Source organism: Aquirufa sp. (genome assembly GCF_044239315.1).
Lineage (GTDB): Bacteria > Bacteroidota > Bacteroidia > Cytophagales > Spirosomataceae > Aquirufa.
The window spans coordinates 1-13,017 of record NZ_JBIIBQ010000038.1; the positions used below are offsets into that span (position 1 = coordinate 1).

Sequence of the window (13,017 nt, forward strand, 5' to 3'; positions counted from 1 at the left end):
CCGCCATTCTAGTACTTATTGGTTGGTTTATTGTGATGCGTTCTATTCCAAAAAAAGCTCAATAATTTTCTTAACTTTCGAAAATAAACCCCTTCAAAATGAAAACAATGATCAAATCAATCTGCCTTGTGGCAGTAATGCTTGTTGCTAATGTAGCTTTTGCTCAATCGACAGAGGAAATTTTAGCTAAACACGAAGCCGCTATGGGTGGTGCCGATAAATGGGCTACAGTAAAAACTGCTGTGGTAAAGAGTAAGTTTAGTGTTCAGGGAATGGACATTGAAAGTAAGACCTCATTAGTGGTTGGTAAGTCTTTTCGTACGGAAATCGAAGTAATGGGAAATAAAATCATTACGGTTATCGATGGTGATAAAGGTTGGATGAATCGCCCTGCAATGATGGGTGGTACAGGTGAGCCGGAAGATATGCCTCGTGAACAAGTAAAGATGGCTAGTTCACAAAAGACGTTAGGTTCTATTCTTACGAATGCTAAAAAAGATGGTTATAAGATTGAATTGGTATCGAAAGAGAAATTAGATGGTGCTGATGTGTATTTGTTAACGGTAACAAAACCTTCAGGTGAGGATAGTAAAGTGTATGTTTCTACTACTACTAATTTCGTAGTGAAGACTCAAGCTAAAGTTCAAGCGAATGGTCAAGAAGTAGATTCAGAAGTTAACTTCTCAAACTATAAAATGGTGAATGGCCTTGCTTTCCCTTACACGGTGGAAACAGCTAACCCAATGGGTGGAATGATGACGGTAGAGACAGTGTCGGTAGATATTAACCCGACGATTGATCCAGTTATCTTCGCTAAACCAAGCAAATAACACAAAAAAGGGCTTCAGAAATGAAGCCCTTTTTTTAAGGTAAAAATTGCTGAATGTGGTTTCGAGCACTTCGGATCGCTTTATCAATATCCTCTTCCGAACCCTCATAAGCCTTATCTTCTACTTCGATTACGATAGGGCCTCGGTAACGTACATCATTCAAGGCTGAGATAAACTTTCCCCAGTTTATATCCCCTAATCCTGGAATCTTAGGGGAATGGTATTCTAATGGATTCGCTAAGATTCCCACGCGATTTAACTTTTCCTGATAGACTTTTACATCTTTTAAATGCACGTGATGTAATCGATCCGCATAGTGATAAATAGGGTAGGTGTAGTCCATCATTTGGAAAACCATATGTGATGGGTCATAATTGAGGCCAAAATTCGACGAAGGAATAATCGTAAATAATTCATCCCAAATCTTGGGTGTGGTCATCAAATTCTTTCCACCCGGCCATTCATCATCTGTAAAGAACATGGGACAGTTTTCAATCCCTATTTTAATCTGTAAAGAATCTGCTAAGGCAATAATTTCAGGCCAAACTTCTGAGAATCGGCCCACATTGTAATTCACATTCTTCGTATAATCACGTCCCACAAATGTGTTCACACGTGATATTCCTAAAACAGCAGCTGCTTTAATGACTTTTTTGATATGCTCTCGGTAAAAAGAGGCTTGTGTTTCGTTCGGATCTAATGGATTAGGATAATAGCCGAGAGCAGATATTTTGACCGGATGAATGTCAAGCTTAGACTTCAAAACAATCAATTCCTCTGGAGAAAGTTGATCCACTGCGATATGTGAAACACCAGCATACCTTCGTGCATCTGCTGAGGAGGAGGGCCAGCACATAACCTCCACACACGCAAAATTTTGTTGTTTTGCGTAGTCTAATACCTCAAATAGGCTTTTATTAGGGAGAATTGCGGAAACAAAACCGAGATCTAACATTTTATTTCTTTTTTTCTAAAATATAAAATAGGGCGAAGGAAGCCGAAGCAATCCAAAGACCAACTGCCTCTCTGGCTAATTCTTGATTATGCGTCTTCATGCTTAACCCATCCGTTAAAAATCCTTCCCAGGCCGTCATTTCAACCCACAATTGCAAGCCAGCGAAGAAGGATAAGCATAATAGAACTATCAAAAGTTCTGGATTTGTACTATTACGCAGCGCCTGAAAAGACGTGTAGGCGGCCGTAAGATATACTGGGACCCATAAAACTGGATCAGGATCATTTAATTGCCAGTAGGAAAACAATAAAAAGATGATTCCAAATAAACCTCCCAAAACGTTTTGTGCCTTTCTCATCTTAATTACATAGGTTTTTAACGGCATCAGAAGCGCCTGGGTAATTTAATTTTTGTGCTTGTTGGAAAGATAGACAAGCTTTATCATTTTGTTTTGATTTTATATAGCTGAGTCCTAAGGCATAATAAGCTTTACCAAAAGTTGGATCAATTTCCGCTGCCTTCGCAAAATCAGCTATTGCTGCGGCATAATTTTCTTCTTGAAACAAAATGTTTCCGCGGTTATAATAGGCATTAATATCTTTTGGGGCCAATTTAATGGCTTGAGTAAAATCGATTTTTGCTTTCTTTGGATCAGCCAAAGCTGCTTGAATAATCCCTCTTTGGAGGTATCCTGCACTAGAATCGGGCTGAGCTGTGATAGCTTTATCGGTCGGGTCTAAGGCTTTATCCCAAACTCCTTGTTCCATCAATACTGCCCCTAGATTTAGTTGAGCGGTATATAAGGAGGGCTTTAACTCGATGGCTTTGCGGTAGGCTGCTTCTGCCTCCGGGTAATTTTTTTCCTGAAATAGAATGACCCCTTGCAGGTTATACGCTTCCGCTAAACCCGGATTTTTTTCAAGCGCTTTCTGAAGCGCTTCTTTTGCAGAAACCGTTTCCCCTTTTTTCAATCTGGCTTTTGCCTCGTCTAACCAGGCCTCACCCGAAGTAGAACAAGCCCAAGCAAAGCAAAGGCTTACGAATAGAATCAATTTTTTCATCGTTTAAAGTTAAGGTGCTATTCTAAAAAAACGATATTTATTTTGAAAAAAGCTCCTTTTTTGTCATATTTGTGACGGCAAATTACCAGCTCCCGCTGAATCCCCCAGGTCTTGATCGAAGCAAGGGTAGGTCGGTCGTAGCGGTGAATTTGCCATTTTTTTGTTATAAATAATCTGACATATGAAATTTTTCATCGATACAGCAAACCTAGCTCAAATTAAAGAGGCACAGGATTTAGGTGTTTTAGACGGCGTTACAACAAACCCATCTTTGATGGCTAAGGAAGGAATCACCGGGAAAGACAACGTTTTACGTCATTACAAAGCGATTTGTGATATTGTAGATGGTGATGTTTCTGCCGAAGTGATTGCGACTGATTATGAGGGGATGATTCGCGAGGGCGAAGAATTAGCCGAGTTAGATGATAAAATTGTAGTCAAGATTCCCATGATCAAGGACGGTATCAAAGCCTTGAAATATTTTTCTGAAAGAGGTATCAAAACGAATTGCACATTAGTTTTCTCTGCAGGCCAAGCTTTATTAGCAGCTAAGGCAGGTGCAACCTACGTTTCCCCTTTCATTGGACGTTTAGATGATATTTCATTTGATGGTATCGAATTGATCGAGCAAATTCGCTTGATCTATGATAACTACGAATTTGATACCCAAATCTTAGCGGCCTCTGTACGTCACCCTATGCATATCATTAAATGTGCAGAAGCAGCTGCTGATGTAATGACAGGTCCATTATCAGCCATGTTGGCTCTATTGAAGCACCCATTAACTGATTCTGGTTTATCCCAATTTTTAGCTGATCACGCAAAAGCGAATTCTTAATTAACCTAGGCGATTTTATGTCTGTTTTATCTTTTGAACAAGTAAGTATTTCTCAAGAGGGTGTTAACACACTTGAAGACATTAATTTAACGATTAATGAGGGTGATTTTTATTATTTGATTGGTAAAACAGGTAGTGGAAAGAGTACTTTTTTCCGCAGTATTATCGCTGAAATTGGATTGCAGTCAGGTACAGCATCGGTGGCAGGCTATTCTTTAAATTCCATTAAGCGTTCAGAAGTACCATTTTTAAGACGCAAATTAGGCTTTGTATTTCAAGATTTTCAATTGTTGACAGATCGCAATGTTGAGAAGAATTTAGCTTTTGTTTTAGAGGCGACAGGTCATACGAATAAAGACGAAATTCGATTCAAAATTGAAGAGGTTTTAGCCCGAGTTGGAATGAGTTCTGCCATTTCAAAACGTATTCACCGTCTTTCCGGTGGAGAACAGCAACGTATTTGTATCGCCCGAGCGATTTTGAATAACCCCCTACTATTGCTAGCTGATGAACCTACAGGGCACTTAGATCCTGAAGTTTCTTTGGAAATCATGCAATTATTCAAAGAATTAAACCAAAGTGGAATGGCCATTATCATGGCTAGTCATGACTACAATACGATGACTAAGGTTCCAGGTAAAATTCTTAAATGCGAAGGAGGTAAAATCTTCCCCGTTACCAGTTTATAATGTTATTTTCCGGTGTAATAAATGATTGGAATGATACATTCCTCTAGTGAAATACCTCCGTGTTGGAACGTATTTTTATAGTGGTTTACGTATTGATTGTAATTATTGGGATAAGCGAATAGATTGTCTTCTTTTGCAAACACGTAGGTGGTAGAGACATTCGGTTTCGGCAAGAAAATATTCTCTGGTTTTCTGCAAACCATCATTTTATTGGTTGCATCCCAATTTAAATTTTTTCCTTGCTTATAGCGCAAATTCGTATTTGTATTACGATCTCCTACGATTTTAACTGGGTTTTGCACCCGAATCATCCCGTGATCTGTCGTAATGATCACGCGTCCTTTTTTCTCAGCGATCTTCTTTAAAAGATCAAATAGGGGAGAGTGTTGGAACCAACTGGCTGTTAAACTTCGGTAAGCAGATTCATCCGGAGCTAATTCCTTAATCATGGCCATGTCTGTGCGTGCGTGAGATAGCATATCCACGAAATTGTAGACGATCACATTTAAATCATTGGTGGCTAATTTATTGAAATTATCGACTAACTGCTTTCCTTGGTATTGGTGAATAATCTTGTGATAGGAGCTTTTAGCGTTGATTTTCAATCGTTTTAACTGTTCTTGTAAGTAAAACTCCTCTTGCTTATTGTACCCTTCTTCATCTTCTGAATCACCTATATCATAGACCCATTTATCCGGATAATTTTTTGCAATTTCTGACGGCATCATGCCGGCAAATATTGAATTTCGGGCATAAGCAGTTGTGGTAGGCAGAATGGAATAATACTTGCTTTCTGTTTCTAATTGAAAGTATTCTTGGATGTATTTATCTAAGGTTTTCCATTGGTCAAAACGCAAATTATCGATCAATATAAAATAAAGTGGACTCTTATCGTTTATCTTAGGAAATACGTGTTTACGAAGCAATAAGTGTGATAAAACAGGTGTTTCCGCATCTGGTTTTTGCAACCAGCCTTCATAATTTCTCTCAATGAATTTACTAAAATGGGCATTTGCCTCATTTTTTTGGTTGTTCAAGACTTCAGCCATCGATTTGTTTTCGGTGGTATCAATTTCTAGTTCCCAATACACCAGTTTTTCGTAGATTTCAGACCATTCTTTGGCATTCAAATGGTCCTGGTATTGCATAGATAATGCCAAAAACTCTTGTTGGTAGGTTATATTCGTTTTTCCTTCTTCGAGTCTTTTCTTATCGAATATGCGCTTAACCGATAGTAATAATTGATTGGGATTCAGTGGCTTGATGAGGTAATCTGCTATCTTAGAACCGATAGCATCCTCCATTAATTCTTCCTCCTCTGATTTTGTGATCATGATAACAGGGAGGTTAGGTCGAATCTTTTTAATGTGTAATAAGACCTCTAATCCAGACATTCCTGGCATATTCTCATCTAAGAATAGCATATCGAACTTTTGAGTCTCTACTAATTCAAGTGCATCAGCCCCTGAATTAACCGTATAAACTTCATATCCTTTGTTCTCTAAAAACAAAATATAGGGTTTCAATAAATCGATTTCATCGTCTGCCCAAAGTATTTTATACGTCATTCTTCTTTTATTTACCTTTCAAGTCTAAAATTAGCTAATTTTGCATTTAATCCTCGTTAATACATGTTAATAGATTATCCTGTTCATTTAACGGAATCTGCGGTAGAAAATCTGCGTTTAATTTCTTTTCCTGAGCCATTTCTTCGGGTTGGGATGCGTGGAGGTACATGCGGTGGAACATTTGTGCTTGGCTTCGATGCTAAAACCGAGTTTGATGAAGAGTATCTGATTGAAAATATTCCTGTTATTATTGATCGAAGAGAATTGTTATTTGTCCTGGGAACAGAGATTTCATACGAAACCCAAGGGAATGGTTTTTACCTTCATAAACCAGCTAAATCATGAAATTTGCAGCTATAGATATCGGTTCGAATGCCGCGCGTCTTCAAATATCTAGTGTATTGGAAAATGACGGAGTGATCAGTTTTAAGCGGATAGAATACGTGCGTTTCGCTCTTCGTTTAGGTCATGATGTATTTAGCGATGGATCTATATCGCCTGAATCAGAAGTAAGGATCTTTAAATTGTTGCATGCTTACAAGTTGTTGATGGATTTGCATGAAGTAAAGGATTATGCGATTTGTGCTACTTCAGCCATGCGGGAGGCGGCTAATTCAGCAGAAATAATTACCAGAATCCACAAGATTTTGGATATGAAAATTCAGTTGATCGATGGAAGTCGAGAAGCAGAATTGATTAATGATGTGGTGGTTCAGTCCCTGCATCCGAAGAAGAATTATTTACATATTGATGTGGGCGGCGGAAGTACAGAATTGAATATTTACCGTAATCGGGAAAAATTAGCCTCTAAATCCTTTAAAATAGGTTCAGTTCGTTTGTTAGAAGGCACCGAGAAGGAGGGAGATTGGGAGAAGATGCGTAATTGGATTACGCAGCAAAAAGAGTTAATCTCTGGTGAAATTGAGGCAATTGGTACGGGCGGTAATATCGCTAAATTATTCAATTTGTCTAAACCTGCCTCAGAAGATAAATCTATGACTTTTGATGCCTTATTTGAAATGGCTGCTTATGTCGGATCCTTTTCTTTTGAAGATCGTGTAAATAAACTTCGATTAAATACAGATAGAGCAGATGTAATTGTTCCGGCTGCATCTATCTATTTGACAGCCATGGAATTAGGAGGCTGTAAAATGATTTTAGTACCCGATTTAGGATTGAAAGATGGAATCCTTCAAATGTTATATGATCGCTATTTACATAGAAAAAAATAGGTTATTTCTCGATTCGATATACTAATCCCATTGATAGAACTTGCGAAAATTGCCATGATGGATCTTGGTCATAATCGCGGAATAATACAATTTGAAGATTAGTACTGACGTATTTATTGACCTTCATTGTTATATTTGCATCTAGCCGATGTACTATACTATTGGATTTATTAATTCTGAAATAGTCAATTAATGCGGAGTAACGTGCTTTTACATTGACATTTTCCCACACGTCTTTATCTATATTGACTAAATATTGGAATACGAATTGATTTCTAATATTATCGCCTGGCTTCTCTAAACCATATAAACCAGCCCTAGAGATAGCTTGATCGAAGACAAAAGTTTGGCGTAAACTACCTAAACCGATTCGTGTATAAAAAGATTTATCAGGATGGTACTCTAAACCCATAGAGGATGTCAAATATGCCGGAGCAAAAATACTCGAGATGAGGGAATCTACAGGAATGCCCGCTTTGTTTTTCTTCCCAAATTCATATCCATTAAAGAATTGTGATTGAAAGTTAGTCGAACCATAAAAATCCCATTTAGGACTAATTCGATAACCTGCTTTGAATTCATAAGCGATGCGGTCGATATTCTTACGTAGACTTTGGGTTCTATTTTGGAGAAATCCTACTTGTAAATTAAGGTCTGAATTTAAACGCCAAGATTCATTCGAGACATTTGCGGTATGATTTAAATACCAGCCGATGGCTAAGGTATTTGTTCCTCCCCCTTTCCAGTTATCACTAAAACTAGATTGATTCAAATTAATACCTGAAGTCATTATTTGCTTCCATTTATTGGCACTTGAATCCGCCTTTGAATCCAGATAGGATTCCCCTAAAACAGGGCTTAATGCGGATAAAAGCAACAATATGAGTAGCAAATAATACTTCATCTGACAAATGTACAAAAAACCTGTATGAATGGCTTATTTTCCAATGGATAAACGTATCTGTCCTGAAAAGACCTCTAATGGCTCTAATTCAATTAATCCATCACCTGTATTAAAGGCATCGGTATTGGCTGTCATGGGTTCGATAGCCACTGAAGTAAATCCCTCGGGCTGAAAGACGACTAGAAATGGAAATTGAATCGAAGACTGTTCTAAGAACAAGGATCGTTGGTGTTTGTTATCTCTTAATTCGGTGATGTGCTTCTTTAAGGGTTCGAGTCTAAAGACATGATCGACTTTTTCTTTAGAGAATATAAACTCTTTCTGCCCTTGTAGACTTTCCTCTTTCAAAGGAATCATCTGCGAATCAGATAAAAAACGGGAGGTAGGATAAAATTGGATGGATAAGTCCGCCACAGTTGTATCGGGAAATCTAAAATAGGGATGCCAGCCACAGGCAAATGGCATAGAAGTTGATCCGGTGTTTTTTGCTTCGAAGGTAATTTCAAGGCCACCTTCATTTAATAAGTGATAAGTATAGCTAAAGAGGAAGGGGAAGGGGTAATTCGTTTCTACTCCTTTATATATATGTTCTAGTTTTATAGAATTTTCGGATTCCTGTATAATTGAAAAGGGAGCTCTTGCCAATAAACCGTGAATGGCGTTTCCTAAAGCTGGTTCATTAATAGGTAATTGGTAATTCTTTCCTTTATAGGAATAGTTGCCGTTGCGAACGCGATTCACCCAAGGAGTAAGTAGTGCACTCGGGTGATAGGGGTTACTTTCTAAAAGGTGATTTGCATTACCTGGCAAATCTATTAATGAAACTCCGGAAAGATTTAATTCAATTAAGCTCGCCCCGATGAGTAGATCAATCTCGAGGTAATCACCTGTTTTATTATTTTTTAGTAGCATTATCTCTTTATGATTATCTAAACATCCGAAGAATGGGAAAATTTTATTGGATTCATCTTTCTTAGGGATTATGTTAGTGCAAAATCCGTTTTTCAATTTTATAATAAAGACGAATTTGCAAAAGACCGAAATTAACGTTTGTCTACTTAATTCTTATCATCTAGTTTAAAACTTATACATGCTTTATTTAAAGCGGTTAATAAGGGTATCCTTTTGCGAAATTGTAAAAAGAGCAAATTTTATGAAGCAATCGAATACTTAATGGTGCATTTAATAGTGTAGCGAAACCTATTTCTAAAATTTTCTGCATCTAAATATTATGAAATTATGAACAAATATTTTAACTTGCCCGTATAAATTAAACTAAACTAAACTAAACACCTTATGAGAAAAGCTTTACTCTTTGTTGTTGCGGTTTTAACAATGACCCTCAGTTTTGAGGTTTCAGCGCAACAACGGGTGATTACCGGTACGGTAATTTCCGAGGAAAACGGTCAAGGGTTGCCAGGTGCAACGGTTCTCGTTAAAGGGACGAAAGTGGGTGCTACCACCGATTTGGATGGTAAGTATTCAATTAACGTTCCTGCGGGATCCGATGTGTTAGTTGTTTCTTTCGTAGGCCTAAAGGCTCAGGAAGAGGCAATTGGTAGCCGGTCCGTAGTCAATTTAACCCTTAAAGTCGATGCTTCGCAACTATCCGAAGTGGTAGTAACGGCGATCGGTATTGCAAGGGAGAAAAAAGCACTGGGTTACGCAGTAACTTCAGTAAGTAAAACACAGTTGGAGAATCGTCCAGAAGCTGACGTTGCCCGCGTATTGCAGGGTAAAGTGCCAGGGGTAAACATTACCTCTACTAACGGTATGACAGGATCTGGAACTAACATGATTATCCGTGGTTACAAATCAGCTACTGGTAATAACCAGCCGTTGTTCGTTGTGGATGGGGTTCCATTTAATACCTCTACTAATGCACAAAACGGATTTACAGGTGGTGGAGCAACGACTTCTTCTCGTTTCTTGGATATTGATCCTAACAACATTGAGACAATGTCTGTATTGAAAGGTCTTTCTGCAACCGTTCTTTATGGTGACCAAGGTAGAAATGGTGTAATCTTAATTACGACTAAATCTGGTGCATCTAAAAGAAAGACTGCTGAAGTAACTGTTAATCAGTCCGTGTTCTTTAACAAGGCAGCATCTTTACCGGATTATGGTATGGAGTATGGTAATGGTTTCCAGCAAGCTCCAGGTTTCTTCTTCTCTAACTTCGGTCCGAGCATGAATACTGGATTGTTAATTAATCACCCATATGCTACTTCTTCTGTGGCTTCCATTCGTGAAGCATTCCCTCAGTTTTGGGTAAATGGTGTTGTAGGTGGTACTCCAATTAAGTATGAATACAAAGCCTACAAGGATCCTTCTCAGATCTTCTTTAGACAAGGTTTGATTTCTAATAGCTCTGTTCAAGTAGCAGGTGGTTCAGACAAGACTAGCTATAATGCAAGTTTTGGTTACACAGATGAAGAAGGTTTTACTCCAGGAAATGAAATGAAGAAGTTTAACTTCGGATTGGGAATTAACTCGGCAATTACCGACAAGTTATCTGTTAATTCCTCTTTCACTTTCGCAAGAACGGATTTAATTTCTCCTCCTGCTAACGCATCATATGGTTCAGGATCGGATATTCCTTCTGTTTTTGGACACGTATTGTTTACTCCACGTTCAGTTGATTTGGAAAACCTTCCATTTGAGAACCCTGTAGATAAAAGCTCTGTGTACTTTAGAGGTGGTAACGATATAACTAATCCTAACTGGTTAGTTAAATATTATAAGAATACCTCTGATGTGAATCGTTTCTTTAACTCCACTTCATTGAACTATGATTTCAGCAATAACTTCTCTATGACTTATCGTTTAGGTCTAGATACGTATTCTGAATTGCAAGAGCTTCTATACAATAAAGGTGGCGCTACAGCTAACTTAGCAACTAAAAACGGTTATTATAGAACAATTAATATCAATAACACGATTTGGAATCAGGACTTGATCTTGAATTGGAAGAAGGATTTTTCTGAAAAATTCAGCATGACAGCTTTGTTTGGAGCTAACTCTCGTTATGACTCTTATGCTCAGTCTGGTGTGGCATCTCAAGGCCAATTGGCTTTTGGGTTGTTCAGACACTCTAACTTTGCTACCTCTTCGAGCAACGATGCTTATTCTGGTGGTTCTATGAACTATGGTGTAGACGAGCGTAGATATGGTCTTTACACGAATATTACATTAGACTATTCTGATTACTTGTTCTTGAACTTGTCTGCTCGTAATGACTGGACTTCTACTGTAGAAAAAGATAATAGAAGCGTATTGTATCCTGGTGGATCTTTATCTTTTATCCCTACTACGGCATTTGATTGGAGTTCTTCTACTTTAAAATACTTGAAGTTGAGATTTGGATATGGTACTTCTGCTGGTTATCCTAGCCCTTACAGTACACGTAACGTCCTAGCGCAGTCAGCTAGAGCATTTGATGTAGGTGGTGCAGTTACTGCTACTCACTCGGTATCCAATACTTTAGGTAATCCTAATTTGAAGCCAGAGCTTCATGGTGAGGCTGAATTCGGTGTAGAGGGTGTTATGTTCAACAACAAGTTGAAATTTGACATCTCTGTTTATGAGAAAAACACTACGAATTTGATTACGAATGCTCCAATTGACCCTGCGACTGGTTTTACTGGTACTGCAATCAACATTGGTCGTATCAGAACGCGTGGTGCTGAGTTCCAAGCTACTGTAACACCAGTATCTACGGCAGGTGGTTTTGAGTGGAATTCTACGATTAACTGGGCTACTTACAAGACTATCGTAATGGAATTAGGTGGTGGATTATCTGAAGTAGTAGTTGCTGGATTTACTGATTTAGGTAACTTCGCAGTTCCTGGTCAGCCATTTAACATCATTAAAGGTATCGGTTTTGACAGAGATCCTGCTACAGGACAGCCTATTATCCTTTCAACTGGTGTACACAAGCCTACTAACGAGCCTGTAGTATTAGGTGATCCTAATCCAGCATGGACTGGTTCATTCATCAATAGCTTCTCTTACAAAGGTTTTACCTTGAGCGCAATGATGGAATACCGTCACAAAGGTGTAGTAATGTCTAACACGGTAACAGCAACTTTAGCCCGTGGTGTAACCAAGGATCCAGTAGCTGATCGTGAAATGACTTTCATCATGCCTGGTGTAAGACAGAATGGTACTAATCCAGATGGAACACCTATTTACATCAAAAACGATCGTCAAATTTCTGCAGCTGATTACTTCTTCTCTGGATACCAGGGAGCTACAGATGAGCCTAACGTATTTGACGGATCTACGGTTCGTTTGAGAGAAATTTCTTTGGCATATAGCTTGCCTAATAAATTAATGTCTAAGACTCCATTCAAGAAAGCATCTTTTGCTTTGAGCGGTACTAACTTATGGTTCCTTGCCCTTAACTTCCCACCAAACATGAACTTCGATACGGACGTATTGGGTACTGGTGTAGGTAACGGACTTGGATTTGATTTCGTAACTGGACCTAGCTCTCGTAGATTGGGTGGAACGTTGACTCTTACATTCTAACTCCAAACTAAAAATGATAATGAAAAGATTTATATATGGACTGACGATGATTGCCGGAATGGTATTCGCAACGTCATGTACGGAGAAACTGGATGAATTATTGGAAAACCCGAATGCAGTTAATGCAACTACTGCATCCCCTGATTTCCTTTTGAACAGTATCCAGCTTAACTACCAGAGTTTATGGTATGGTGTATCAGATCGTGGTGCACGTTTAACGCGTCAAATCAACCAAGGTTCTGCCTTGTATGAAGCAGCTTATTCAGCTGGTTCTACTAATGGAACGTGGTCTAATGCTTATGCGAATATTCTTGCAGACGTCGAGTTTTTGTTGCCTTTGGCTCAGAAGTCGAATTTGCAACGCCACTTGGGTATAGCTAAGACAATCAAGGCGATGGTCTTGATGG

At 38.5% G+C, this 13,017-nt stretch carries 12 protein-coding genes and 1 pseudogene; 7 read left to right on the forward strand and 6 right to left on the reverse strand.

Annotated elements, in window-relative coordinates:
- The first annotated feature begins 98 nt into the window (after positions 1–98).
- Complete coding sequence (locus ACILP5_RS10845) at positions 99–830, forward strand: outer membrane lipoprotein carrier protein LolA (RefSeq protein WP_395618666.1); 732 nt, start codon at positions 99–101, stop codon at positions 828–830.
- A gap of 34 nt (positions 831–864) precedes the next feature.
- Here the strand turns inward: ACILP5_RS10845 and ACILP5_RS10850 are convergent, their stop codons facing one another.
- From ACILP5_RS10850 to ACILP5_RS10860, 3 genes are read right to left on the reverse strand one after another with little or no spacing between them, the layout of a single operon-like run.
- Positions 865–1,785, reverse strand: a complete 921-nt coding sequence (locus ACILP5_RS10850; RefSeq protein WP_395618667.1) for a sugar phosphate isomerase/epimerase family protein — start codon at positions 1,783–1,785, stop codon at positions 865–867.
- Position 1,786: 1 nt separating this feature from the next.
- On the reverse strand, positions 1,787–2,143 hold the full coding sequence (locus tag ACILP5_RS10855; RefSeq protein WP_395618668.1) for a transmembrane 220 family protein: 357 nt from the start codon (positions 2,141–2,143) through the stop codon (positions 1,787–1,789).
- Position 2,144: 1 nt separating this feature from the next.
- Positions 2,145–2,846 (reverse strand): tetratricopeptide repeat protein, encoded by a 702-nt coding sequence (locus ACILP5_RS10860; RefSeq protein WP_395618669.1) that lies wholly within the window; start codon positions 2,844–2,846, stop codon positions 2,145–2,147.
- A 181-nt stretch (positions 2,847–3,027) separates the two neighbouring features.
- Between ACILP5_RS10860 and fsa the strand changes: the two genes are divergently transcribed.
- Positions 3,028–3,684 (forward strand): fructose-6-phosphate aldolase, encoded by a 657-nt coding sequence (fsa, locus tag ACILP5_RS10865; RefSeq protein WP_395618670.1) that lies wholly within the window; start codon positions 3,028–3,030, stop codon positions 3,682–3,684.
- A 17-nt stretch (positions 3,685–3,701) separates the two neighbouring features.
- Entirely contained in the window at positions 3,702–4,373 is a 672-nt protein-coding gene (locus ACILP5_RS10870; RefSeq protein ID WP_395618671.1) for a cell division ATP-binding protein FtsE, read from the forward strand.
- Positions 4,374–4,375: 2 nt separating this feature from the next.
- On the opposite strand, the gene ACILP5_RS10875 is transcribed toward ACILP5_RS10870, so the two are convergent.
- On the reverse strand, positions 4,376–5,941 hold the full coding sequence (locus ACILP5_RS10875) for a response regulator (protein ID WP_395618672.1): 1,566 nt from the start codon (positions 5,939–5,941) through the stop codon (positions 4,376–4,378).
- A 63-nt stretch (positions 5,942–6,004) separates the two neighbouring features.
- Here ACILP5_RS10875 and ACILP5_RS10880 point away from each other — a divergent pair, with 63 nt between their 5' ends.
- Together ACILP5_RS10880 and ACILP5_RS10885 are read left to right on the forward strand one after the other, a co-directional pair.
- Entirely contained in the window at positions 6,005–6,286 is a 282-nt protein-coding gene (locus ACILP5_RS10880; protein ID WP_395618673.1) for an iron-sulfur cluster biosynthesis family protein, read from the forward strand.
- Positions 6,283–7,173, forward strand: a complete 891-nt coding sequence (locus ACILP5_RS10885) for a Ppx/GppA phosphatase family protein (protein ID WP_395618674.1) — start codon at positions 6,283–6,285, stop codon at positions 7,171–7,173. The genes ACILP5_RS10880 and ACILP5_RS10885 overlap by 4 nt, the downstream gene beginning before the upstream one ends.
- Before the next feature lies 1 nt (position 7,174).
- On the opposite strand, the gene ACILP5_RS10890 is transcribed toward ACILP5_RS10885, so the two are convergent.
- Together ACILP5_RS10890 and ACILP5_RS10895 are read right to left on the reverse strand one after the other, a co-directional pair.
- On the reverse strand, positions 7,175–8,077 hold the full coding sequence (locus ACILP5_RS10890; protein ID WP_395618675.1) for a DUF3078 domain-containing protein: 903 nt from the start codon (positions 8,075–8,077) through the stop codon (positions 7,175–7,177).
- Between the two features lie 33 nt (positions 8,078–8,110).
- Complete coding sequence (locus tag ACILP5_RS10895) at positions 8,111–8,989, reverse strand: aldose 1-epimerase (RefSeq protein ID WP_395618676.1); 879 nt, start codon at positions 8,987–8,989, stop codon at positions 8,111–8,113.
- 384 nt (positions 8,990–9,373) lie between these two features.
- Here ACILP5_RS10895 and ACILP5_RS10900 point away from each other — a divergent pair, with 384 nt between their 5' ends.
- Positions 9,374–12,610 carry a SusC/RagA family TonB-linked outer membrane protein gene (locus ACILP5_RS10900; protein WP_395618677.1) on the forward strand — a complete coding sequence of 1,079 codons (3,237 nt, stop codon included), beginning with the start codon at positions 9,374–9,376 and terminating at the stop codon, positions 12,608–12,610.
- Between the two features lie 19 nt (positions 12,611–12,629).
- Positions 12,630–13,017, forward strand: a pseudogene (locus tag ACILP5_RS10905) (SusD/RagB family nutrient-binding outer membrane lipoprotein); the annotation flags it as partial.